The organism is Microbulbifer hydrolyticus (genome assembly GCF_009931115.1).
Lineage (GTDB): Bacteria > Pseudomonadota > Gammaproteobacteria > Pseudomonadales > Cellvibrionaceae > Microbulbifer > Microbulbifer hydrolyticus.
Genome location: NZ_CP047491.1, coordinates 3,834,829 through 3,860,881 on the forward strand (window position 1 = coordinate 3,834,829; position 26,053 = coordinate 3,860,881).

Consider the following 26,053-nt stretch of genomic DNA (forward strand, 5'->3'; position numbering starts at 1 on the left):
CAGCTACCCAGAAACCTGCAAACCTCAGCCGGCCTCGCAGGCCTCCACCTTCGCACTCAATGCCTTGAGTACCACTGCGGTCACCACTGTGGTTACGACTTTTTCAGAACACATACCTGATCCCCGTAGTAATTGTCTGCATAGTTACATTCCTGCACTTCCGCACTTCCAGACTGGCTGTCTTGGCTCTTCATTTCCTTCTCCCAAATGGATTGCTGAGTACGGGGTAAAGCTACCGCCGGCCACTCCATAGGTGAAATCAAAATTCTCTCTCGAGAACATTGCTTAAAGCTATAAAAGGTATGCAACCGATAAATGTAAACGTGCATCAAAATGTAATTCTTCCGTCAGCCCCTCTGGCATTCGCGTCAATGATCAGGCAAACTACCCGAAATGAAAACGTTTACATTTTGTTGAGCTCCATCGTGAACTCGATGGAAACTGCTCAGCAAAGCGACAGATGAGAAAGCGATAACATTCATGGACAAGCTCAGTCAGCTGCGGGCGATGACCGCAGTGGTTGCCGATACCGGTGATATCAACGCCATCCGCCAGTTCACCCCGCTGGATGCCACCACCAATCCCTCCCTGCTGCTGAAGGCCGCTCAACAGGCGGAGTATCAGCCGTTGATCGATGAGGCCATTGCCTGGGCCGCAGCGCAGGGCGGCAGCAGCAGCGAGCAGACGTCATTGTGCGTCGACCGTATCGCCGCCAAGATCGGCTACGAGATCCTGCAGATCGTCCCCGGTCGTATCTCCACCGAAGTCGACGCGCGACTGTCTTTTGACACCAACGCCACGCTGGCGCGCGCCCGCCGGCTGATGGACCTGTATGCACAGATGGGAGTGGCCGCGGAGCGGGTGCTGGTCAAGATCGCCTCCACCTGGGAGGGCATCAAGGCGGCGGAAATCCTCGAGCGCGAAGGTATCCACTGCAACCTTACCCTGCTGTTCAGCTTCGCCCAGGCCCGCGCCTGTGCCGATGCGGGCGTTACCCTGATCTCTCCATTTGTCGGCCGTATTCTCGACTGGCACCTGCAGAATACCGATGCCACCGGTTTTACCCCGGAACAGGATCCCGGTGTGCAGTCCGTGCGCCGTATCTACCAGTTCTACAAGGAGCACGGCTTCGACACGACGGTGATGGGTGCGAGCTTCCGCAATACCGGGCAGATCGAAGCCCTCGCCGGCTGCGACAGTTTGACCATCAGCCCGAACCTGCTGGCGGAACTGGCGGAAGACCATGGCGAACTGCCGCGCGCACTCACGCCCGCAGACAACTCAGGCAATTCCTCACCGCCCCTTGGCGAAGGCGACTTCCGCTTCCAGCACAACGACGATGCCATGGCGCACGAAAAGCTGGGCGAAGGTATCCGCAAATTCGTCGTCGACCAGATTGCGCTGGAACACCAGCTCAAGGCGCGCGCAAAGCAGGGAGAGCCCGCCTGATGAGCAATGAGCAAACGGTATTTCTCGGGATCGATGCCGGCACCCAGAGCCTGAAGCTGCTGGCCTACGATGCCGTCCAGAAACAAATCCTGCACGTGAGTGCCGCGCCACTGGAACTGATCAGCCGAGACGACGGCAGTCGCGAACAGCTTGCGGCATGGTGGCTGGACGCGTTGCGCCAGTGTATGGGTGAGCTGCCTGCGGAAATCAAGGCGCGGGTGCGCGGCATCGGCATTTCCGGTCAGCAGCACGGCTTCGTGCCGCTAAATAAAGCCGGAGAAGTCATCGCGCCGGCAAAGCTCTGGTGCGACACCAGCACCATTGCCGAGTGCGAGGAAATCACCGCGCGCTTTGGTGGCAGCGCGCGCTGTATCGACGCCGTGGGCAACCCGATCATGCCCGGATATACCGCACCGAAAGTGCTCTGGCTGAAGAAAAACAAGCCGGATATCTACAGCGAACTCGCGCATATCCTGCTGCCCCACGATTACCTGAACTTTTACCTCACCGGAAAAATCTTCACCGAGTATGGCGATGCCTCCGGCACCGGCTACCTGAATATCCTGCGCCGTGAATACGACCGCGACATGCTCGCGGCGATCGACCCGGATCGCGACCTGCTGCCCCTGCTGCCGCCCCTGCTGGAGGCAAACGCCACCGTTGCACTCGGCCAGAAAGCCGCAGGGGAGTTCGGCCTGCCGCCGGGCATCCTGGTTTCTACCGGTGGCGGTGACAACATGATGGCCGCGTTCGGCACTGGCTCCATCGCCCCCGGCGTGCTGACCCTTAGCCTGGGGACTTCCGGCACCCTGTTTGCCCACTGTGAAAATCCGGCCATCGACCCGCAGGGCGACCTCGCCGCGTTCTGTTCATCCAGCGGCGGCTGGCTGCCACTGCTGTGCACCATGAACTGCACCGTGGCCACAGAGCTGACTCGCAAGGCGCTGGGCAAATCCATCCCCGAGTGCGAGGCACTGCTGGAAGAGTCGGAGCCCGGTGCCGGTGGCCTCCAGAGCCTGCCGTTCTATAACGGCGAGCGCATACCCAACCTGCCCAATGCACGCGCCAGCCTGCACGGCATGACCGATACCAACATGACCGCAGGCAACCAGTACCGCGCGGCCATGGAAGGGGCCACCTTTACCCTGCGCCGCGGCCTCGACGCGTTTGCCCGCGCCGGGCAGCAATTTAAAGCCATTCGGCTGACCGGCGGCGGCGCCAAAAGCCCGCACTGGCGGCAGATGGTGGCGGACGTATTCAACCTGCCGGTAGAGGTTCCCGCCCAGCAGGAAGGCGCCGCCTTCGGCGCTGCCATGCAGGCGCTCTGGGCCTGTACGGAAAGCGGCGATTTACCCGCGCTGGTGAACGAGCACCTGGCCGTAGACGCGTCTCTCGGCTGCGTACCCGTCACAGAAAACGTATCCGCCTATAAGGCCCTGTATCAAAATTTCCTGGATCTGCTCGGCAAGCAGTATCCGGGCATTCAATAAATTGCTGTTTGAAACCTGATAGATACCGATAAGCACCGAATAATTCTGGAGAGAAAAAATGAGCAGAAATCTTTTTGTCGGCGACAAGGAATACTTCCCCGAAATTGGCCAGATCCAGTTCGAGGGCCGCGAGTCCGACAACCCGCTGGCGTTCAAATACTACGATGCCAACAAGGTCATCGGCGGCAAGACCATGGAAGAGCACCTGCGCTATGCCGTCTGCTACTGGCACACCTTCTGCGGCAAGGGTTCAGACCCCTTCGGCCGCGATACCCAGACCTTTGCCTGGGATGATGCGCCCAATGCCATGGCCGCCGCACAGCAGCGTATGGACGCGGTATTCGAGTTCGCCACCAAGCTGGGCGTACCCTATTACTGCTTCCACGATGTGGATATGTCTCCGGAAGGCAACACCGTGGCAGAAACCGAGAGCAACCTGTCAAAATTGGTGGAGCTGGCGGCAGAGCGCCAGAAAGCCTCCGGTATGAAACTGCTATGGGGCACCGCCAACCTGTTCTCCAACCCCCGCTACATGAACGGCGCCGCCACCAACCCGGACTTCAACGTGGTCGCCTATGCGGCCAGCCAGGTGAAAGCCGCACTGGACGCCACCGTGGCACTGGGCGGCGAGAACTATGTATTCTGGGGCGGCCGCGAAGGCTACATCTGCCTGCAGAACGCCAACACCAAGGTGGAACAGGAAAACCTCGCGCGCTTCCTGACCATGGCGCGGGACTACGGCCGCTCCATCGGCTTCAAGGGCACCTTCCTGATCGAGCCCAAGCCCATGGAACCCACCAAGCATCAGTACGACTTTGACGCCCAGACCGTGATCGGCTTCCTGCGTCACTACGGTCTGGACAAGGATTTCGCGCTCAATATCGAAGCCAACCACGCCACCCTGGCCGGCCACACGTTCGCGCATGAGCTGCAGATGTGTGCCGATGCCGACATGCTCGGCTCCATCGACGCCAACCGCGGCGACTACCAGAACGGCTGGGATACCGACCAGTTCCCCACCGACATCTATGACGCGGTACACGGCATGATGGTGGTTCTGGAAAACGGCGGCTTCAAAACCGGCGGTCTCAATTTCGATGCCAAGGTGCGTCGCGAGTCCATCGACATGGAAGATATTTTCCTCGGCCATATCGGCGGCATGGATACCTTTGCCCGCGGCCTGGAAGTCGCCAACCGAATTCTCACCGAGTCCCCGTATAAGAGCTGGAAGGAACAGCGTTACGCCAGCTTCAGCGAGGGCAACGGCAAGGCATTTACCGACGGTAAACTGAGCCTGGCAGACCTGCGCAACCTGGCCGCTGAAAACGGCGAACCTCGCCCGACCAGCGGCAAGCAGGAGCTGTATGAGAACCTCATCAATCAGTACATTTGATTGATAACTCCCACACGTCAGATGACCATCTTGGGCCCGCTTTTGCGGGCCTTTTTTATAGGCGCCAAACGCAGCGTCTGGCTGCTGGATACCATTCCAGAGGTGTAAGCGCTACCATCTGTCGCTTCATCTGCCAGCACACGCCAAGCTGAGCCCAATTACAGAGCCCGAAAAGGGCCGAGCAACAGAGAGTACTGCCCGGTGTCTATCAAGAAAGTCGCCAAACTCGCGGGTGTATCCACCGCTACCGTGTCCCGCTATCTCAATAGCCCGGAACAAGTGAAAGAGAAGACCCGCAACAAGGTGCGGGCAGCAATCGAAGAGACCGGTTATGCACCCAATACCCTGGCGCGAAACTTTCGCCGCGGTAAAACCAGCCTGATCGTGGTCGTGCTGCCGAGCATCGGCGACCCATTCCTGGAAAGTGTGATGCGCGGTGTGTGGAAAGTGGCGGACGAGTTGGGCTACAGCATTCTGATACGCGATACCCAGTCTAACTCGCACGATTTTGACGAATACACCGACCTGGTATTTTCCAAGCAGGCCGATGGCATTCTGCTGCTGGCCAGTATTTCGCCCTTTGGTGAAGCGGAAGCCCGGCGCGGCCCCAGTGGTCAGGCGCACCCGCCGCTGGTACTGGGCCTGGAAAGTGTATCCGCGGAGCTCTCTCAGTTTCCCAGCGTGCGCGTGGATAATGTCGCCGCCGCCGCGGATGGCACAGAATACCTGATCCAACTCGGACACAAGCGCATCGGCTTCATCACCGGCAAACCGGATTCTCTGCTGACCCACGACCGTGAAAAAGGCTACCGGGATGCCATGCACAAGGCGAAGCTGAACGTCGCACCAGAATGGGTAGTAGAGGGTGAGCAAACCATCGAAGGTGCACGCCGTGCCACCCGCCAGTTACTCGAACTCGAGCAACGCCCCACAGCCATTTTCTGTGCCAACGACGAAATGGCACTGGGCGCGCTGTACGAAGTCAAGCAAGCGGGCCTCAGGGTGCCGCAGGATATCTCCGTCATCGGGTTTGATGACATCCGCTATGCCGAAATCGCCGATCCTCCCCTCACCACCATCGCCCAACCCGCCGAAGAAATTGGTGAACGCAGTATGCGTCGCCTGTGTGAAGCAATCGAGGGCAAAGAAAACAATACTGCCGCGGAAACCGTTCCGCACCGGCTGGTAGTGCGCAAGTCTTCGGCAAACGCGCCCAAATAGTACGGCCGGGCTACCCCAGGCAACTTCGCAAACCGAAAATCCCTCTGTTGCGGCGTTGCCACAGGTGTCCGCGGGGCAGCTGTGCGCACACGTTTTACACTACAGTTAAAAGTGCATACACATCGGCCTGAGCAGATCGGGCCACGCAGGGATTAGCGCGTATAACGCAGTAGAGGTCACCACGATGAATACGCAGATGCCGGTAAACACAGAGAGTTCAGCCCAAAGCGCGCTGCTGGCGGCACAGAGCAAGCCCAGCCAGGAAAAGCAGGACTCGACGGCCAAAACCGGCAACGGATGCGTGAATGTCGGCCTCCGATACCCCGAAGAGCTGGAACATTGTTTCGTCCTCGGAAATAACTGACCGCAGCCCGGCACAAGATTTCAGGCACCGGCTTTTTGGCCGGGCAGAAAGGCTGATCAAAAACCCGCAACTGCCCGCGTGTCCCCCGCCTTCATTTATCAAATGGGATTTATCCCCGCAGCAGCGGGGATTGTTTCCTTTTCTCATCCGTCTCAGGATTAGTGCGCGGTAAACGGAGCATTTGCTTAAACCGATTACGCATAAGAATATCCGGCTCATAACAAGCATTAATATTAAGCCTGAAAGCGACAGCATGATGCCTGAAAGCGATTTCGCTAAAACAATAATCACGATGACACCGGCCACCGTATGAACGATTCCACTAAAAAAACTGCCCCCAGATTCCGCAGCGCCCGCTGGTTCGACGACAAGGCCCATGCCGACCACACCGCCCTGTACCTTGAGCGCTATTTCAATTTCGGCCTTACCCGCGAAGAGCTGCAGTCCGGCAAGCCCATCATCGGCATTGCCCAGACCGGCAGTGACCTTACCCCCTGCAATCGCCACCACAAGGATCTGGCGCAGCGGGTAAAGGACGGTATCCGCGACGCCGGCGGTGTGCCGATGGAGTTTCCAGTGCATCCGATCTTTGAACAGGGCCGGCGCCCCACCGCGGCACTCGATCGCAACCTGGCGACCCTCGGCCTGATTGAAATCCTCCACGGCTATCCAGTGGACGCGGTGGTGCTTACCACCGGCTGTGACAAGACCACTCCGGCCACCATGATGGCGGCACTGCAACTGGATATCCCCGCCATCGTCTATTCCGGCGGCCCCATGCTGAACGGCTGGAAGCCGGTAAGCTGTGATGGGGACACCGGCGATGGCGAACGGGGCGAGCTGGAAGAACGCGTGGGCTCAGGCACGGCCATCTGGCAGAACCGCGAGCGCCTGGCCAAAGGCGAGCTGGACTACGCGGGCTTTATGGACGCCTCCGCTGAGTCGGTTCCCAGTGTGGGCCACTGCAACACCATGGGTACCGCGCTCTCCATGAACGCGCTGGCGGAAGTGCTTGGCATGTCCCTGCCCGGTTGTGCGGCCATTCCCGCGCCGTATAAAGAGCGCGCGCAGATGGGTTACTACACCGGCCGGCGGATTGTGGAAATGGCGTTCGAGAACCTGAAGCCGTCCGACATCCTCACACGCCAATCCTTCCTGAATGCGGTGGTGGCGTGCAGCGCCCTCGGTGGCTCAACCAACGCGGTGGTGCACCTGCTGGCACTGTCCCGGGGACTGGAGGGTGTGAAGCTGACCATGGACGACTGGCAGCAGTATGGCGAGGACATTCCCCTGCTGGTGAACTGCATGCCTGCGGGCAGGTACCTCGGGGAAGAGTTCTACCGCGCCGGCGGTGTGCCAGCGCTGATGAAGCAGCTGATTGAGGATGGCCTGATCGACGGGACCCAGAAAACCGTTACCGGTCACTCGCTGGCGCACAATTGCGAGCACTTCAGCGTACGCAACCGGGACGTGATATTCCCGACCGCACAACCGCTGATGGAAAACGCCGGTTTCGCGATTATGCGCAGCAACTTTTTCGATTCCGCGCTCATGAAAAAGTCCGTCATCAATCCGGACTTCCGCAAAAAGTACCTGCAGAACCCGGACCACCCCAACTGCTTTAGCGCCCGCGCGATCGTGTTTGAAGGCCCGGAAGACTACCGCGCCCGCATCGACGACCCGACGCTGGATATCGACGAGCACTGCATACTGGTGGTGCGCAATGTCGGCCCGGTGGGCTACCCCGGCTCCGCAGAAGTGGTGAACATGCTGCCACCCAAGCGGCTGGTGAAACAGGGAATCAACTGCCTTCCCACCCTCGGCGATGGACGCCAGAGCGGCACCTCCGGTAGCCCCTCGATCCTGCACATATCCCCGGAAGCGGCTGTGGGCGGTGGTATCGCCCTGCTGAAGACCGGCGACTGGATCGAAGTGAACCTGGCAACCCATCGGGTCGATGTGAAACTATCCGACGAGGAGCTGGCCGAACGGCGCCAGCAGGCTCATATACCGGTACCGGTAAACCAGACCCCGTGGCAGGAGATTTACCGTAATTCCGTCAGCCCGCTGGACACCGGCGCGGTGATGGAGACCGAAGAGGAGTATGTCCGGATCCTCGACGAGCATCCGGTGGGGCGCCACTCACACTAAACGGCGCCATTCACCCGGCTGCACCCGGTCATCCGGCTGCTATCTTGAATCTTTGTCGTACTTAAGCGGAACAAGATTCAGGTAGCAGCCATGTCCTCCTCATCACTCAAGATTCTCGCCATCTCCGGCAGCCTACGCGAAAGCTCGTTCAATAGCGCAGCGCTAAAGACCGCCGAGGAGATTGCCGGCGACAGTGCCCGCTTCACGTTTGCCGACCTCTCCGGTATCCCGCTGTACGATCAGGACTTGCGCGACAAGGGCATACCCGAGGCGGTGGAAGCCCTGCAACAACAGGTACTGGAAGCCGACGCGATCCTCTTTTCCACCCCCGAGTACAACTACTCGGTATCGGGCGTACTGAAGAATGCCATCGACTGGCTCTCCCGGGTTGATCCGCAGCCGTTTGCGGACAAGCCGGTGGCGGTAATGAGTGCCAGCATGAGCGCCTTCGGTGGCGCGCGGGCACAGTATGACCTGCGCCGTAGCCTGATTTACCTGGATGCGCATTTTGTAAATAAGCCGGAGGTAATGATCAGCTTCGCGCACAAAAAATTCGACGACAGCGGCGCACTGACCGATGAAGACACAAGGAAGTTTATCGGCGACCTGTTAAAGGCACTCGTAGAGTGGCAGCAACGCCTGAGCGCGGGGACATCAGACTAGAGAAGTTATACCCAGTGCCGGGATCAGGAAATCACCGGCTATTTACCGCTGTTGTCAGAGCCCCACACGCCATTCGCGGATGCCGGGGCTCTCCATATGAAATCAACGGGTTTAGAAGTAACCCACACTATCCGCATAGGCGATCAATTCACTTCCGTAATTTCCGCCCCACTCGTAGCCGTAACGGCGCTCGGCGTCGATGGCCATGATGTCATATTGCTTGATACCGGAGCGGTCGGCGAAGAAGCCGACATCCTGTCCCAGGTCGTAGAAGCGGTACCACATGGTGCTACCGGATTTAGCCTGAATCGGATTCCAGGTATCGTCGGTACTGCCACTGGGGCGCTTCACGTAGGCGGTATCCGCCTCCTGCACAACCGGGCTGCGGTACCAGGCGAGTGCAGAGCGCACGGCATCTTCCACTTCGGCAGTCTGTGGCTGCGACATCAGGAATGCGGTCACCAGCATGGATTCCTTACCGCTTTTCGATGCCAGCTCGTAGTCGCGCGCACCACGCGGCTCGTAGGTTTCCGGATCGTGCTGGGCACACCACACGGTCTTGGCATCGGCCTGCACGATCTGTGCGTTCAGGATAAAGTCGACACCGCCGGCGATAGCCACCGCCATACGGGCGCGCTGGTCGTCGGTAAACAGATCACCGCCCAGGGGTGCGTCCTCACGCAGCGCGTGATCCAGCAGGATCAGCACGCGGGCCATGGCGCCATCGTTGAAGGTCACATAGTTGGAGTAAGTGGTACCGGTACGCGCGGGATAGACCTGTGGCCAGCCGCCACTTTCGTACTGCATGGTCAGCAGGAACTCCAGCGCATCGCGCGCCGCGTCGCGGTACTTGGTGTCGTTGCTGCGCTGGTATACATCCGCCAGGAACATCAACTCGGTGACAGTGGCATCGTTGTCGATGGTACCCAGTTCCACACCGCCGGAACCGGTCCAACCGGAGCGCGCATCGCTGCCATTCCAGGGCGCATCGTAAGTGGACTCGGCGTTTTTATAAAAGCCCCCGTGCGGCATTTGCCAGGTGATCATGTTGTCAGCACGGGTTTGATCGGCGGCCAGGCTGCTGCCCAGCCAGGACTTGTAATTGTCCAGCTCACCGTAAATCGGGTTACCGGCCTGCGACAGCGTCGGCACTTCCCCACCTGACGAAGAAGAGCTCGATCCGCCAGAGGACGAAGAACTGCTGGAAGAGCTGGAGCTTCCGCCAGACGAGCTTGATGAGCTGCTGGAGGAGCTAGAACTTGAAGAGCTTGAACTGGAAGAGCTTCCGCCGTTCGCTGGCGGGATGACCTCGTTAGACCCGCCACCGCCGCAGCCAGCGAGCAATACAGTCAGTACCACTGCAACCAGTGGCGTAAAAAGATTGTTGAACATAGATACACCTAAATACTCAGGTTCCAATACTTCCCCAGCGCGCATGGCGGTGGGATTCCATTTTTATCGAACAGAATCAGGCTCTGGCGGACCGTGTTTTTTTGTATCCAGAGCCAAAAAAGCCCCGCAAGCGGGGCAAAAATGGCAAATTTACAAGAGGCTTAGAAATCGACTGTCAGGCCAAGCTGTACCGCAGGGCCGTAGGCTTCAACGTTGTACAGGATGCGGCCGCCGGAATCCGCATTACCAGCGAAGTACTGCTGGTCAGCATTGTCGGACAGGTTGACCGCATCGAAGTAGGCGCGCACACCATCCGCAACGCGGTAGGTCGCTTTCACATCGAAGGTCAGCGACTCATCCTGGTACATATCGGCCCAAACACGACAGTTGCCGGCGTAACCCAACTCCGTATCTGCCGCTTTGTCCGCTGCGGTACAGGCACCGATGCGTTTCAGGATCTCGCTGGTGTAGTTGGCGATAAAGCGGATGGAGAAATCGTCATTTTCCCACCCCACGGTCAGGTTGGCGGCGGTATCCGCGGTTTCCGGCAGCTGAATGGAATCAACGCGCACGGAATCGCCCACGTTACCGTCACTGCTCTGCAGGGTCAGGTTGGACTGCACAAAAATATTGTCGAGGTAGCGACCGATATTGTGATCTTCCCACTGGCCGTCAAAGTAGTGGCTGAAGCTCAGCTCCATACCGTAGACCTTGGCGGATTCACCGTTCAGGTAGGTATTGACGTTGGTCAGCTCGAGATCTGCCGGGATTGTAAACAGGTCTACCTGATCGATCGGCAGCGCAAACGGGGTGTCCGCAATATTCATGCGAATGCCGTTGGCGTCGACGATAAAGTCGGTGATGTCCTTATAGAACAGCGCGCCTTCCAGGAAAGTGCTCTCGCCGTAGTAGCTCAGCGACAGGTCCAGGTTGGTAGCCCGCATCGGATCCAGTGCCGGGTTGCCGATACGCACGGTGTTGTCACCGGACATCTCGAAGAACTCTTTCTGATAGGCAAGGTCACCCCGGCCGGAACCGATATCATCCGGGTCCTCGTTACACTGGCCGACGAACTCGGAGTCGGGATCGGTGTTACAGAATACTACGCGGTCCTGAATCTCAAAGAAGGCACGGCTCTTACCGAAATCGGGACGAGAGAAACTGGTCCAGATGGAGGCACGGCCGAGCAGGTTGTCGCTGAGCTCGTGACGGTAGTGCAGTGCCGGCAGGAATACGCCGTAATCGTTGCCTGCCTCTGCGAGCGGCAATGCGATATCCAGTGAGGTCAATCCCTCACTGTCCTCGTTGCGGTCATTGCGAAGAGCCATGTAACCGGTGGAGGTGAAGTCGGTATAGGCGTAGCGCGCACCAGCAATCAGGGTCGCCTCGGGCAGCACCTGCATTTCGGCCATCAGGTAGGCTGCGGCGGTGTCCTCGGTCAGGTTGTAGTCGAGCTTGGTGGAATCGAGCTCTTTCTGCTCGGTATCGTAGTTGTCACCAATCGCACGGGTACCGTTGATCAGACGCTCCGCTTCTGCGCGGGTGATGACCGCGTTGTCGAAGGCGGGGTTGTCCGGGATATAGGTTGCGAAATCGCCCAAGCGGGAACCGGCCAGTGCGACACAATCCAGATCCCCGGCGCAACCGGCTACCGCGCGATCAAAGGGCACGATGCTCGCACGGTTCTTGTCGTTGCTGCGCTCGCGCTGATTGACCTTCACACCGGTCTTCACGTAGTTCACCAGACCGGAATCCCAGTCGTGACGCAGGTTCAGGGAGAACTGATCGACCGCGTCTTCGCGAATGGAGTCTTCCAGGAACAGGTTGTCGTAGTTCAGGTTCGGCTGCACTGCGCTACCGTACTGGTAACCACCGTTCGGGTTGGAGATCGCACCGGTGGAGATTTTTCCGGTAGAGATCAGTTCGTCGAGCTGCGGGCCGGAAACCAGCTGGCCATTCAGCGAGTAGTCGCTGTAGCTACCGATGGCGTTCAGCTCACGCAGACGGAACTGTACGCGGCGACCGTCCGGCTTGGAGTTTTCACTGCGGGAGGAAACCACTTCGTAATCCACTTCCCAGCCGTCACCAAAGCGATTTTCACCGCCGATCGCCAGGGTATTGGTTTCTACCTCGGACTCCTGGATAAAGAACTGTTGCTGCAGATCGACACTGCTGCCGCCGAATACCTGAGCGTCGGGGTCAATAAACTGCAGATCTTCGTCGCCGTTGTCCCAGTTGAAGCGATAGTATTCACGAAGGGCAATATCATTATCCGAGTAGCTGGTGTGGTTCAGCTTCACGTGATAGCGGCTGTTGTCGTTTGGCTGGTACTCAACATTCAGCAGACCCGCGACACGTTCACGCTCCGCGTTTTCTTCAAACGTGGTGAACTCCCAGGGAATGATCATCTGCGCACCGCCCAGCTCTACGTACTGCGGCAGGGTGGAGCTATGGTGCCTGGTCTGGGCCCCCTGAGTCTTACGTTTCTCCCAGGAACCGGTGTAGGCAACACCAATGGTGTCGCCCAGGAACAGGTTGGTACCCTGCAAAGTGAGCTTGGGCGAGTTTTCTTCCGCCTGCTCCTGATAGTAGTTCTGCGCCCGCAGCTTGTAGGTGTTTTTACCCCGGTCCAGCGCGGACAGAGTCTTCACGTTGATGGAACCGCCGATCGCGTCCAGCTCCATATCCGGCGTCAGGGATTTGTTCACCTCGATGGACTGCAGTACGTCGGACGGCAGGCTGTCGAGGGAGAAGGCGCGGTCTTCCAGGGTTTCGTCGGTACCGCCACCGGCATTCGCCATGGCACCGCCGTCCATACGCACACTGACCATGCCAGCGCCGAGGCCGCGCAGGTTTACAAACTTACCTTCACCCTCACTTTTCTGCAGGGTGATACCCGGCATACGCTGCAGCAATTCCGCGACGTTCTGGTCGGAGAAGTTACCGGCATCATCCTGGGTGACAATCGAGCTGAAGTTGTCTTTACCGCGCTCGGCAGCCCGAGCGTTTACGTCGGCGGCGCGTACGCCTTCTACATACACTTCTTCAACAGAGAGTGAAGCCTCTTCCTGTTGCTCTTTTTCCTGTTCCACTTCCTGGGCGACCAGGCTGGCGGAAGTGGCCATGGCGATTGCCATGGCGAGAATCTGTTTCTTATAAGTCATTTTGACTCTCCCATCGGTTTTTTCCGGTACCGGGCTTTACCCTGCACCGCTGCGATGATTTTTTTCTTTGCCGTCGGCTGTACGACATGCCTCAGCCGACGATATCCCCGAGTGTTAGTGAAAACACTTACTGATAAGTGATCTTGAAATCGTCGATCACGACCGGCATGCCTTCCGTACCGCTGTCACAGCGAACCTGCAGGAAGGAGCTGGCAGTACCCAGGTCACTTTCAATGGTGACGGTACCGGTGGGCTGATCGCTATCCGAGAGCTGGGATGCAAACTTCTCGACCAGCTTGGAGCTGCCACCATGCATGGACTTGCTGGAACTCGAGGTGTTGTTGTCCACGTACACCTGACACTTGCCGGACTCCACAGAAGTATTGGGGTTTTCCACCACTTCGAAGGAAATGACATAGGGCTTGCTGAGGTCCAGGTCACCGCGACCGGCGGTGTCGGTATCGGCAGTATCCGTCCCGTGCATCGCATCACCGATGGAGAAGCGCGCGTTGTGCAGTGCCAACGTGCCGCCCGCAACCGTGATGCGGGAGCTACCGCTGGTCACATTGAACATCGGCTTGGTCGCATCGCCGGACTGGCCGCGGTACTCGGCGGTGAAGAAGTTGGTATCTTCTGTTTCCGAGTCCTCTACGAGGCCGATGCCGTTGAAGTTCTCTTCAAACACCGCGCTCGCATCGGCACCTGCGTAGGCACCCAGCTCACCGATATCCGCCGGCAGTTCACCAACCAGCTGCTCCGGGGTCAGGCCCGCGGCAATCTCGTCGTCGCTCCACACCAGCCAGTCGACATTCGCGTGGAATTCGCTGGACGAACCCTCACCGATACGCATGCGACTACTCGACGAGCCACCGTCGCGGCCATTACCGGTAAAGCTGCCGACTTCAACACCATCTCGATAAACCTTGGCGGTGATGTATTCGTTACCGGCATCCGTCGGGTCGTTCACCGTGAAGCTGACCTGATAGATGTGGTAGCCATCGGTCATATCCATGTCCACTTCCGCGGTGCTGTCGTCGGAGAGGAATTTATCCAGCTGGATCTTGTTGCCATCCGGACGCAGGATCGCCTTGATTCGTGCCGGTCCGCGTGCGTCTACGCCGCCATCACCGAGGTGAGTCTCGATCTCGAATCCACGAACGCCATCTTTGGTGGTAGCAAAGGAGGTATCGATACGGGCGATAAAGGTGAAGTGTTTGGGATAGGTGGTCGCATCACCAGCGATCACACCGTCCAGGTCACCAACAGGCTTGATATCGAAGCCGATGGTATCCAGGGTCATGATGCCAAGCTCGTCACTGGAGAAGTAAGGTACTTCGTCTTCGCCGAATGCGAAATTGGTTGCCTCACTGCCGTTGATCACGACCGCACCCAGGTCACCCGGGTGAGAGCAACCATCGTATACGCCCCACTGGATCATGTTGGTTGCAGACGGGTCCACTGAGGTGGTCGGGACACAGTTGTCACCAACTGGCGCAACCGGCATCGCAGTGGCCGCCTCACTCCATTCACCGGCGCCAACATTGTTCACGGCGCGCACCCACACACTGTACTCGCTGCCATTTTCCAGCTCGCTCAGGGTGGTGCTGGTCTCGGTCAGCCCTTCCACGATAGTCGCGGTATTCACATCGGTACCGGTGCTGTAGGCCACATCATAAGAGGTCGCACCAATAGAAGAGGCCCAGCTAACCGCGATCTGAGCATCGCTGGCAAACAGGCTCGGCGCTTCCGGCGCTTCCGGCGCAGTAGCGGGCTGGAATACGTTACAGGCAGGCAGTTCGGACTGACCGTCGTCTTCCTGGCGCTCAACCAGCAGGTCATCAAAGATCACCGAGCTGCCGCCCTCTACGCGAAACTGCAGGAAGGAGCTTGAGCTACCTACCTGTTCCTGGCGGAAATCTTTGACCTCACCGCCCTGCTCATAGGTGATATCGCCCGGGATGTTGATCTGGACACGCTTCCCCGGAATCAGGTCACCGGCCGGGATATTGAAGATACGCGAACCGGAACTGCCGCCACCCCAGGTGGAGTTGGCTTCGCCGGACGTGTTGTTGTCCACGTACACCTGCATGTTGCGGGTACCGGAGGCATCTTTCACACAGAAAGAAATGCGATAGGGCTGGCTCAGGTCCAGCTCACCCCAGGTGGTTACGTCATCTGAACTGGTGGTGTCTTTCTTGGGATCTGCGTCGTCGATCTCCGGGCGGGTCTGACCGGCAGAAAAGCGGCCGGTGTTCAGCAGCATCGCCGGGTTGCCACTGTCGCTGACGATCCCCATCTGGTCGAGTGCCACTTCGGGACCGTCGGCCGGGTTATCGTTGGCAAAGAAACAGCAGGTGGGATAGTAAAAGGAAGGCCAGGCGTCGGCGGCGTTGTTCGCGTCCAGCGCCTTGTAGTCCTGGCTGAAGAAAAACTGGGTATCCGCTTCATCAAAGTTGACGAACAGATCATCACCAAAGTTTTCGGAAAGGATCGGGCCTTCAGTGCCACCACCGGAGGAGCCGCCACTGGAGGAACCGCCAGATGAACTGCTGGAAGACTGCGGGGGTGGAGTGACAACCACGTCCCCCTCGTTGTTCTCATTGGCACCACCGCCGCCACAGGCAGTCAGTGTCCCCATAATGCACAGCGCAAGTGCGGATCTCGTCCAAGGTAAAGGTTTCATGCTCACCCCTTCTCTCTCTTTTGCAGTCGTTATTGTTATGAGCCTGGCCATACCTCCCGGATGCCGCATCGCTATATCTGCGGTAACCACCCAGGCCCAGTTCTAATGCTTATTGGTTTGGCAATGTAACCAGATTGGTTAGGCATATACAACCGCTTGCGCCAATTGGTAATGAAGATATTTGTGACTTGGGTCAGACAGGCGGAATTTGTCTCTTTACCGCACAAATAGTGGGCAAAATCAGCATAGGCTGTAGTTAAACTACAGAGCTTTCGGGGTAAATGAACAAAAAAACACCGCCAGAAGCGGTGCTTTTCTGAACAAAAGTGGCCAGACCACTATTTGCGTTGGCTTACCCGCAGGCGTTCTCAGGGCATCACCTCGATCAGGATGTCGTCTACTGCCACGGTGGCGCTACTCTCAGTACGCAGGGTAATGAACGAATTACTGCTGGCGGTCAGACCTGTCACGGTATAACTCTGGCCGGCCACCAGATCGCTGAGCAGCACCTGGTGGAATTTCGAGCTACCACCCCAGATGGAGTTGCTGCTTGAGGCCGTGTTGTTATCCACATACAGCTGGAAGTACTTGCTGGTATCCCCGCTCACGCTGACCACCTTGAACGAGATCTGCCAGGGCACGCTCAGGTCAAACACACCAGTGTTGGAATCACCGCTGGTGGTACTGACGGTTGGCGTGCTGTTGCCGATGGATACGCGGCTACCGGTCAGGCTTAGTGCCCCGCTCTGGATTTCCGCGCTGCCGGTCACCCGGTGGTACATGGGTGTGCCGTCGCCGGGCGCGCCACTGAGATCTCGATAGCTGTTGCTGAAGAAGCCGGCGGTGTCGGTGGCAAAGTTTTCCGCGTAGGGCAATGCCACATCTTCCAGTATCGGCTCCTCCTCTACGGGCAACTCACCTTCCGGAGTAACCGGGTCGGGAATTTCCAAATCGGACTGGTCCAGTTTGCCGCGGCCGGCATTGGCGAGGATGTGATCCTTCAGCCCATCGGTGGCATCCAGGACGTAGGGGTAAGGCACCTGGTAAGTGGAGGTAGATTCGCCATCCTCAGCGGTGATATCGGAGCCACCTCCACTGGTCCAGGTCACACCACTGCCAAAAACATTGCCGCTCAGATTCCAGTAGCCGGTGACATCGGAATAGAAAGATACGATCGGGTTCTGGGTATTCTCGAACACGTTGTTTTCGATCAGCATCTCGGCGCCAGCGCGGGAGTTGATCGCTGTGGAATTGATGTTGTTGTAGTAGTTGTTATATACGTGGCCGCGACCGTGGCGAAACAGGGGTACGCGGGACTCCAGGTCTTCGAAGCGATTGTGGTGGAAGGTGATCAGGCGATCCGTGTCGGGATTGCTGTCGTTTTCCGTATGCCCGTGCAGGGTGGTCTTCCATGCATCGTGCATATAGTTGTAGGACAGGGTGATATAGCGTGCACCGCTTTTGGAATCGATCAGGCCATCGTAGTAGTTCTTGTCCACCTCCAGCGAATTGTAAAGCTCGCAGTGGTCAATCCATATATGGCTGGTGGTACTGCCATCGTCATCGCCTTCGATGCTGATGTTGTCTTTCTCCTGGCCCGGCCAGGCTTCGTGGAACAGCAGGTTCTGCACGATGATGTTGTTGGCGCGGCGAATGGAGAGGCCGATACCGTCAAATTCGCCGTTTTCACCTACGCCGATCAGCGACACGTTATCCATATCCTTGATCTGGATATCGGTGCCGGTACCGGTATTGAAGTCGGTGATGGTACCGTCGATGTAAATCGTAACCGGCTGGCTCGCGTCCTTGGCTTCGTCGAGCTTGTCCTGTAGGTCCGCGCCATTGTTGACGGTATACACCAGGCCACCGGCGCCGCCGGTGAGGTTGTAACCGTATCCGGCGAAGCCACCGTCGATACTTTCGTTACCGGAACCGGAGGAGGAGCCGGAACTGCTGGAAGAACCTGACGAGCTCGAAGAACTACTGGAAGAGCTTCCCCCAGAGGAAGAACTGGAAGAGCTGCTGGACGAACTGCTGCTGGAACTGCTCGAAGAGCTCGATGAGTTGCCACCAGTGTTATCGCTGCCACCACCGCCGCAGGCAGTCATGCCAGCGCACAGTAACAAGGTGAGCAGAAATTGCGATGTATTACGCATGAGTATTTCCTGAAAGTAAAAAAACCCCGCGGCGATGCCGCGGGGTTTTGTTTTTATTGCACCAGTTGAATATCTTCGAAAGCGAAGCTCTGATCGTCGTTGTAAGGCGCGGCGAACAATCCGACTTTGATGGTATCTGGCAAGCCGGTGAAGGTGTTGCCCCAACCACTGGAATATGTGGTGCCGCCATCGGTCGAGTAATAGGCCTTGTACTGCTGCCCTACCCGCTGCAACTTAAAGTAGAGGTTATCGCCCGGAGTGAGCACGGCGCCATCGCCACTCTTGCCCCAACCCCCACCATCGGCAAGTACATGGCCGTACTGGGTCACCCAATCGCTGCCGGACAGGTACATACCGATATGCGCCAGTGGCGAGTTAGTAGCGCTGGCAGCGTCGCACTCACACATCATCAGCCCCACGGGGAACTGATTGGCTGCATAGGGTACGCCGGCACTTTTCAGTTTCGCCGTCAGGGTAAAGTCACCGGTTACCTGTTGGGATACCAGATAGAAAGACATGCCAGTTTCAAACTTGCCGTCGCTGGCAGTAAAGGTAACGCTGGTATCGGTTTGCTCGGTGATTGAACCGCTTGCGGTGGTAATGGAGCCCGGGTCACCCAACAGCACGCCATTACCACTCCAAGTCTCATCCGATCCAGTTACTGAGGGACAGTGATCGTCACTGGTATCTTCCGGGTACGGATCCCAGCCCTCACCACCGTTCCAGCCGGCAAAGATCTGCGCACGGGAACAGAAGCTGGCTTCCATCTCTTCCGCGGTCAGCGCGTAACAGCTGCCGGAGGTACCGCAGCGGCTGCTCATATCCAGCGGGTTACCGGCAAGGTCGGTGCTGCCGTACTCGCGCCAGCCACTGGCGGCGGTTGCGGTGGCAGGATTGGGAGCGGGCTGGCCGTTGATGCCTTCATACGCCCAACCTTCCGCGTTTACATGGGTGCCCATTGCGGTGTTGATGAAAGTGACATTGTCGTAATAGCTGCTGCTACCGCCACTGCGAGCCAGGTAGGTAGTGCCCTGCTCGATGGTGACACCAGTCGGGCTGGGGCCCTGGGTCAGTTCTGAATTCAGGAATACAAAGCCTGGTGCGGTTTCTACCGGGGTGCGCGCCTGCAGAACATAGCCACCACCGCTGGTCGCCTCAGTACTTTTGGAATCACCCAGTGAGCGGATCTCGGAATTCTCAAATACGCTGGCGGTGCTGTAGCCCCAGATAAAGTCCACATTGCCTGCAACCAGGGTGTTATAGAACCAGTTGTAGCCCTTCAGCAGCAGGGTGTCCTGCTCGGAGATAAACGCGGCGTTGCGGGCGATCAGTCGACCGTCACTGTTAAAGTAGATGGTCTCTGCCTGGTCACCAGCACCGGTACGCTGATGGGTGTTCTCAATAGTGAGATCTTCCAGGGTCAGCATGTCGCCGCCACTCACCAGGAACAACCCCCGCCCTGCGGTACCCCCGTTCAGGCCATCGTAGTTGTCGTAAAAAATACGTGTCTGGTCGACACCGGCACCGCTGATGGTGAGGTTATTTTTACCGGTGAGGAACAGCACCTCATGGTAATCCCCTGCAGCGATGGAGATAGTGGCAGGCTCATCCGCTGCGACATTTTCCATTACATGGTTCAGGGCACCCTGCACCGTGCGGAAATCCGCAGCGCCGTCGTCGTCCACGGTGACGTCGGCACCGGTGGGGCCGGATGCCCGGGTGGTGAAGGTCCAGCCCGCATCTTTACCCAGACCGGTAAACGTTTCTCCATTCAGCGTTGCACCCTGAACCAGGTCGGAGCTGATGGCCACAAAGTACTCGGTACTCGGCAACAGCATGCCGGTGTGCGGCGCGATGGTCAGGGTATCGCCCTCGATCACGAACGGTGTGGTGTTGAGTGCACGGGCGCCGTCCTGGCCGGGATAGCCGAGCACATCGACCTCCCCACCCGCGTAGATAGCGTCAATCTCGCTATCCCCATTGACTGTGAAAATACGCACAGAACCAAGGGTTTCATTCAGCGTCGGCGCGTTGTCGAAGGTAATACTGAGACGGGTGTCTTCGTACTCGCCGGTAGCCCCGGGAACCGGGGTGACCCGAGCGCTGATATCGCCATAGGTGGCGGTCGGCATTTCAAATGCCTTGGCAACGCTGGCGCTGATCGTGCGTCGCAGGCCGCTGTCGGAACCACTGACAAAGGAGATCTCGGCTTCACCTGGCGCGAGCGGGGTCAGTGTCACCACAGTGCCATCCACCGCAACGGAGACAACCGAGGAATCACTGGAGCTGACACTAAAGGTATCCGCGGTAACACCATCGCTTTTCACTGCGGTAACGTTGATTACCTCAGGCTCTTTTCCCGCAGTGGTAACCCACACCGGCTCGGCGTAGTCGATGGTCAGCTGTACCGGCTTGACCGCAGGATCGCCAACTTTTACGTAGTCCACTTCGAACGAGCGGTTGTAGGTGAAGAAACCGATACGGCCGGCCGTAGTGAACTGGCTCGCATCGTCGGTGTAGGTACCTATTTCTTCCCCGTCCAGGTAAACGGTAACGCTATTGCCGACCATGTCGTAGCGCACGTTGTACCAGGTACCATCGGTACCGTCTTTCTCACCCAGCAGGATCGGCTTTTTCACCTGCACTTCACGGCTGACTGATCCGGTAATGCCATCGTCAGTGGTTGCATAGCCCGCTTCCACCTGGGTGGAGTCGCTGCTGTTCTGCATGTTCAGGCCGCCGAAGTACCACTGCAGCGGGCCCTGGTAACGGCCAATGCTGTACAGGTATTTGTTACCGGTATTGCCGTTCTGACGCGGGCGAATTCGATACTCGACGAAGTAATCCTCGGGCACCCCCCCAAACGCGGACTCCTTCACCAGAATCAGCTCGCCCTCGCTCAGGTTTTCACCGCGGGTACCGGCGGTAAAGCGCAGGGATTTTCCCTTGTCGCCCTCGTCGAGAATATCGAACACGCCGGGGTCAGCAAGGCCGTAGCTATCAATCAGCGCATTCCAGGTACTGGCAAATTCACCGTCTTCAAAATCGTCACAGAAATAGAGACCGGTTTCGGGGCAGGTAAAAGCCGCCGGCTCCGGTTCGGGTTCCGGTTCGGGCTCGGGTTCGGGTTCGGGTTCGGGCTCGGGCTCGGGCTCGGGCTCGGGTTCGGGTTCGGGCTCGGGTTCGGGTTCGGGCTCGGGTTCGGGTTCGGGTTCCGCAACGACGATGTTGTTCAGTTCAGCCAGCTCTCTTTTTTCGCCGTCGTCACTACAGCCAGTCAGCAGGCTGCCGAGCAACGCAGCCATGGAGGTGGCCAACAAGGTGCTTGGTACTCTCATCGAATACTCCTGAGTTGTGGTCTTATTGTTGTTACCCGGCGCAGTGGAAACACCGGTACTTCTTCATCGCCCTGCCGTCACACCATCATGGTGCTACGGTAAGACAAATATATTTTGCGAAAAATAATCCGGGATTCTTAACGCCCGGCGGAAATCACTTTTCTCTCAAACCTAAAAAGAACCCATCCGCACACTGGCGGATGGGCTCAAATTGCTACAACTTTATTTTGTCTGTCGCATTACTACTGACAACTCGCACCACCCAAGCCGATAACGTAGCTCTGGTCATAAGCTAGTGGTGAGTTGAACGGGATCTGGCCGTCAACCCCCGCCGTGGCGATGATGTAATCCGCCATATCCTGACCGACTGCAGTTTGTTGCACCCCAATAACGTCACGTGAGTACTGGCTGTAGTTTTGGCTCAGGTCGCCGACGGAGCCGGACGCATCTGCCACATCAAAGTAGAGCGATGGCATCAGGTCGCAGGCACTATCCGAGAACCACAGGCGCGAGCCCTGGTCACGGAAGTTGCCGCCATCCACATCACGGGTGAGTTCTTGCCAGCGCTCTTCCAGTGCGAGGTATCGATCGTCTTTTTCCTGGAACTCGTCGTTGATCAGCATCATGTTGTCTTCCCACAGAACACTCGCGCCGACACGGACACTGAGGATGTCTTTGCGATAGTTCATAAAGAAGTTATTAAACATGTGGGAGGTACCACGACGGATCAGTGGAACACGACGCAGTGTGTTACCCAGATCGAAGTAGTGATTGTCTGTAGTGATAAATGCGTTGTGGTGCATGGTGGTGGTGATCTGCGCGTTGATCTCGCGACTGTCGCTGGAACCGTGCAGCGCCGCGCGCTTCACATTGACCAGTTTGTTGAAACTGATAGTGATGTCGTAAGCACCCACTTTTACATCAAACGCTGCGTCACCAGTGGTGTCGAAGGTGTTCTTGTGAATCCAGATATCGTGCGACGCACCGGTGTTGCGGATCATGTCCGGATCCAGACCATGGTCTTCGGTGTGGCCTGCGCCTCTGAAATCGAGGTGGGTCAGGATCACACTCTCGGCAGTCTGTGTCGGCTGGCCACTGCTGTCTGCACCGATGGCAAAGCCATTGAAGCGGAAATAGCCATTGCTCATACGACCGTCGAGGGTTTTGTGAGAACCGATCTTCGTATTGCGAATCGGCAGGTCTTTATCGTTCAAGCGGTTGTTGAAGAACTCGACCTGACATGCATCACCGGAATAACCGTTATCGGAGCACCACTGACGGTAGTCAATACACTGGGCCTCGCTACCACCGATGGCGGCCTGTACAGAGCTGTCTGCACAGTGATTGCGATGCATTGAGATTTCGGTTTCGCTGGCGAAATCGAACTTGTCGAACACGATCCAGTTGTGGTCGTCACCGGTTACCGCATCCAGGAGCTGCTGCTCGACACTGCGGCCCTGTGGATCGTTTTTGGTGATCACCGTCAGCTGACTGTTGCCGTTGGGGTCATAACCACCCATGGCGTTTTCACCGTAGCCCACCGCGCGGCCAAGGGTTTTCGACAGACACTCGACAATTTCCTGATCGGTGGTCAGCTCGGCAGAGTCGCGCCAGTTGACGTTTGGATCCGTGGCCAGGATGTAACAGGCATTACTCACTTCCGGAGACGGGAATGCGCCGCCAGAGGAAGACGTACCGCCGCTGGAAGAACTGGAAGAGGAGCTGCTGGTACCACCGCTGGAAGACGAACTACTGGAGCTGCTGGTGCCACCGGAAGAGCTGGAAGAACTGCTGGAAGACGAGCTCGAGCTGCTGGAGGAGCTGCCGCCGGACGACGATCCGCCGCCATTACAATCACCCGCAGCAGGGGCCGTACCGGTAATGGACAGGCTGTCGATATTTGCCAGGCCGCTGCCGCCGGTCGCTTCGAGGCGAATTGTGTTGTAGCCAGCATTCAGCGATACGGTAACCGCGCTGCTGTCGATGTAGCTGGCCCAGGCACCGGTATCACCCATGCTCACGCTGGCCTGGTTACTACCATTAACCAGAACCGCTCCGGGCCGCTCACCACCGCCGTTGGCGAAACGCCATTGCAGCGTGTAAGAGCCCGCAACGGGCACCACCACAGACCAGTCCACTCCCATAGCGCTTGCGTTGTCGGTATTGGCATAGCCCACCCCGGTGTAGCCACTGTGCTCCGACTCGATCGCACCATCTACGGAACAGAAGCCCGCTTCACTCTCCTGCAGGGTGAGTGTGGATACAGTGGCAATCACCGCATCATCACCATTGGAGTTGTAGCTCACCAGATCCTGATCAGTGATTTTTACCCAGTAATAGTAGGTTCCGTCAGCGAGGCCAGTGTCGGTGTAACTATTGCCGAGGACACTGGAGGCAATACGCAGGCGCCCGCTGGGGTCGGGATCTGTATCCCGGTATATTTCCTGGTTGCGCACGTCGATGTTACTGACGTTCCAGGTCAGGTTCGCATCGCTGCCGTTTGCTGAAACACTCAATGTGACGCTACCGGCACCAGAAGATGAAGAACTGGAAGATCCACCGGAAGAAGATGAACTGGAGGAGGACGACGAGCTGCTGCCAGTCGCGCTGTAGACTTCAAACTCGGCGATCTGCGGTGCACTTGAGGCAGAGTCGATCATAAGGTTGATCTTGCCCATGCTCACATCGCCGAGATAAATCTGCATCGCCGCACCGATGCCGCTGCCAGAGGCAAGCTCTGCGCCATTGTCGTTATTCACCAGACGCCAGGCTTGTACGCTGTTGCCAATCTCGCGGATGATCACGGTGTTGAAGTTGCCACCGAAGTTTTTCACGGAAATCCGCTCGCCGCTGGACGAGCTCGGCTGCCAGTAACTCCCCAGGTCGCCATCCACGGCATTACCGTAACTGCTGCCACCGCCCTTGCTGGAGCCATCGGCATCGCCAGCCAGCGCCAGATTCGGTCCAAGATCACCAGCGCCCCCCGAGCCGCTACCGCCGGAAGAGCTGGAACTGCTGGAAGAACTGCTTGAGGAACTGGAGGAAGAACTTCCGCCCGACGAGCTGGAACTGGTGCCCCCGGAAGAACTGGAGCTGCTCGAGGAACTGCTGGAAGAACCACTACTACAGCTGGCGTCTGCCACCTGTATGCCCGTATTCGCACCGGCAGTCGCGGCAACAATCTGCGGCACCAGGCTGGCGTCACACAGCTGATAGCTGTAGGGAATACTGACGGAGGTAGTGGATACCGGACTGGGACCGGCGGGATGGTTGTCATCGTCATCCGCCGTCCAGGTAATGTTGGACCAGATGTTGCCACTGACTTCCCAGTAGCCCATGTCATTGGTGTAGAAAGTACCAAGTGGATCCTTCGAGTTTTCGAAGTAATTATTTTCCGCTTTCATGCGCCCGCCGATACGCGAGTTCATTCCAGACTTGTTGATTCCGGTGTAGTGGTTGTTGTACGCGTGTGCGGTCGCTGCGCGTAGCAGTGGTGTGCGGGAATCAATGTTCTCGTACAGGTTGTGGTGAAACGTGACCGGACCATTGTTGGTATCACTGTCACTGGAGCCGACAAGACCACCGCGACCGGAATTGCGCAGAATGCTATAGGAAAGCGTGACGTATTTGGTCTCGGCTTTCATGTCGAACAGGGCATCGTAGCCTTCACTCTCACCGCCGGAAGCCTCCAGGGTGAGGTGGTCTGCCCACACGTTGTAGACATTACTTTCCATACCGATGGCGTCGCCACCGTTGGATGTGGGGGAACCGGATTTTTTTACATTCCGTACGTGCAAGTTCTGCAGAATGATGTTGGAAGCACTACGCAGGTGAATACCAAGCTCATCGAACAGGGCACCACTACCGACCCCAATGATGGAGACGTTGCTGACATCCTTGATTTCGATTTTGTCGTCGGCGGTATTACAACTGGCGCCGGATACCTTGCTGGTGTTGCCGTGATTGATGGTGCCTTCAACGTGAATAATGATCGGCGTATCGCTCGATGGGCGATTACACAGCGCCGCATGAATTTCCGTACCGGTAGTGGCGTACACCACATTGCCACCGGCTCCGCCAGTCGTACCACCGTTTTGTGTGGCAAACCCCGTGGCCTGAGCGGAGACATCCGCGGCCGCCAGACTGCCTACCAGTGTGCCCAGCAATGCACTTAGCATCGCGGCTCTCTTCAGCTTGAATTGCATGTGACCTTCCGTTTTTATTTTTGGCTTTGATCTAGACGATCGGTCACGGCGCAGGACCCGAGGAACAGCTTGCAGGGAGGTACGGACCAATCATCATCGCTGTGGGCGGCAGATACTGCGGGGTCCGCCCGATATTTGGCCAAACTGGACTGTAAAGCCAACGCTCTATGATTCTGCTAATTGGCAATACCAAATATCGAGCAGAAGGTTAACCATAGCCAACCAATGTGTAAAGCCTATTGTGGATTCTGTTAAGCCAATTTTGTAGAAATGAGAGCCCGGCGAGATGTGCGGCGCAGAAATCACTATTAAGTGGCGCGCAAAAAAAAAGCCGGGCTAAAAAGCCCGGCAATGCCATCCTGATGATGCGAGGAAATCAATGAA

At 57.6% G+C, this 26,053-nt stretch carries 13 protein-coding genes; 7 read left to right on the forward strand and 6 right to left on the reverse strand.

All coding sequences use genetic code 11. The features are described 5' to 3' along the window. Positions 1–480: 480 nt before the first annotated feature. The 7 genes from tal to GTQ55_RS16260 all read left to right on the forward strand — a co-directional run bounded on the left by tal (position 481) and on the right by GTQ55_RS16260 (position 8,731). Positions 481–1,449, forward strand: coding sequence for a transaldolase (gene tal / locus GTQ55_RS16230; RefSeq protein WP_161859664.1), 969 nt, complete (start codon positions 481–483; stop codon positions 1,447–1,449). Further along, a complete protein-coding gene (gene xylB / locus GTQ55_RS16235; RefSeq protein ID WP_161859665.1) occupies positions 1,449–2,939 on the forward strand; it encodes a xylulokinase in 1,491 nt (496 codons plus the stop codon). The genes tal and xylB overlap by 1 nt, the downstream gene beginning before the upstream one ends. A gap of 58 nt (positions 2,940–2,997) precedes the next feature. After that, the gene (gene xylA, locus GTQ55_RS16240) at positions 2,998–4,332 is read left to right on the forward strand and encodes a xylose isomerase (protein WP_161859666.1); all 1,335 of its coding nucleotides are present in this window, start codon (positions 2,998–3,000) and stop codon (positions 4,330–4,332) included. 201 nt (positions 4,333–4,533) lie between these two features. Then, a complete protein-coding gene (locus GTQ55_RS16245) occupies positions 4,534–5,553 on the forward strand; it encodes a LacI family DNA-binding transcriptional regulator (protein WP_161859667.1) in 1,020 nt (339 codons plus the stop codon). Between the two features lie 184 nt (positions 5,554–5,737). After that, entirely contained in the window at positions 5,738–5,917 is a 180-nt protein-coding gene (locus GTQ55_RS16250; protein ID WP_161859668.1) for a hypothetical protein, read from the forward strand. A 309-nt stretch (positions 5,918–6,226) separates the two neighbouring features. Continuing rightward, on the forward strand, positions 6,227–8,068 hold the full coding sequence (locus tag GTQ55_RS16255; RefSeq protein WP_161859669.1) for an IlvD/Edd family dehydratase: 1,842 nt from the start codon (positions 6,227–6,229) through the stop codon (positions 8,066–8,068). Between the two features lie 90 nt (positions 8,069–8,158). Then, positions 8,159–8,731, forward strand: a complete 573-nt coding sequence (locus GTQ55_RS16260; protein ID WP_161859670.1) for an NADPH-dependent FMN reductase — start codon at positions 8,159–8,161, stop codon at positions 8,729–8,731. Positions 8,732–8,842: 111 nt separating this feature from the next. On the opposite strand, the gene pelA is transcribed toward GTQ55_RS16260, so the two are convergent. The 6 genes from pelA to GTQ55_RS16290 all read right to left on the reverse strand — a co-directional run bounded on the left by pelA (position 8,843) and on the right by GTQ55_RS16290 (position 25,669). Beyond that, positions 8,843–9,883: a pectate lyase gene (gene pelA, locus GTQ55_RS16265; RefSeq protein ID WP_237567731.1), complete on the reverse strand. Its 1,041-nt coding sequence runs from the start codon at positions 9,881–9,883 to the stop codon at positions 8,843–8,845. 401 nt (positions 9,884–10,284) lie between these two features. Further along, on the reverse strand, positions 10,285–13,287 hold the full coding sequence (locus tag GTQ55_RS16270; protein ID WP_161859672.1) for a TonB-dependent receptor: 3,003 nt from the start codon (positions 13,285–13,287) through the stop codon (positions 10,285–10,287). 127 nt (positions 13,288–13,414) lie between these two features. Beyond that, positions 13,415–15,970: a fibronectin type III domain-containing protein gene (locus tag GTQ55_RS16275; RefSeq protein WP_161859673.1), complete on the reverse strand. Its 2,556-nt coding sequence runs from the start codon at positions 15,968–15,970 to the stop codon at positions 13,415–13,417. A gap of 368 nt (positions 15,971–16,338) precedes the next feature. Next, entirely contained in the window at positions 16,339–18,126 is a 1,788-nt protein-coding gene (locus GTQ55_RS16280) for a pectate lyase family protein (protein ID WP_161859674.1), read from the reverse strand. 53 nt (positions 18,127–18,179) lie between these two features. After that, complete coding sequence (locus GTQ55_RS16285) at positions 18,180–21,464, reverse strand: pectinesterase family protein (protein ID WP_161859675.1); 3,285 nt, start codon at positions 21,462–21,464, stop codon at positions 18,180–18,182. 242 nt (positions 21,465–21,706) lie between these two features. Next, complete coding sequence (locus GTQ55_RS16290) at positions 21,707–25,669, reverse strand: pectate lyase family protein (RefSeq protein WP_161859676.1); 3,963 nt, start codon at positions 25,667–25,669, stop codon at positions 21,707–21,709. Between the last annotated feature and the right edge of the window lie 384 nt (positions 25,670–26,053).

Bases quoted from the DNA above. Each gene is read 5' to 3' on its own strand.
- GTQ55_RS16270 (WP_161859672.1), bottom strand. From the start codon at position 13,287: ATGACTTATAAGAAACAGATTCTCGCCATGGCAATCGCCATGGCCACT.
- GTQ55_RS16250 (WP_161859668.1), top strand. From the start codon at position 5,738: ATGAATACGCAGATGCCGGTAAACACAGAGAGTTCAGCCCAAAGCGCG.
- xylA (WP_161859666.1), top strand. From the start codon at position 2,998: ATGAGCAGAAATCTTTTTGTCGGCGACAAGGAATACTTCCCCGAAATT.
- GTQ55_RS16285 (WP_161859675.1), bottom strand. From the start codon at position 21,464: ATGAGAGTACCAAGCACCTTGTTGGCCACCTCCATGGCTGCGTTGCTC.
- GTQ55_RS16275 (WP_161859673.1), bottom strand. From the start codon at position 15,970: ATGAAACCTTTACCTTGGACGAGATCCGCACTTGCGCTGTGCATTATG.
- xylB (WP_161859665.1), top strand. From the start codon at position 1,449: ATGAGCAATGAGCAAACGGTATTTCTCGGGATCGATGCCGGCACCCAG.
- GTQ55_RS16290 (WP_161859676.1), bottom strand. From the start codon at position 25,669: ATGCAATTCAAGCTGAAGAGAGCCGCGATGCTAAGTGCATTGCTGGGC.
- GTQ55_RS16260 (WP_161859670.1), top strand. From the start codon at position 8,159: ATGTCCTCCTCATCACTCAAGATTCTCGCCATCTCCGGCAGCCTACGC.
- GTQ55_RS16280 (WP_161859674.1), bottom strand. From the start codon at position 18,126: ATGCGTAATACATCGCAATTTCTGCTCACCTTGTTACTGTGCGCTGGC.
- GTQ55_RS16255 (WP_161859669.1), top strand. From the start codon at position 6,227: ATGAACGATTCCACTAAAAAAACTGCCCCCAGATTCCGCAGCGCCCGC.
- tal (WP_161859664.1), top strand. From the start codon at position 481: ATGGACAAGCTCAGTCAGCTGCGGGCGATGACCGCAGTGGTTGCCGAT.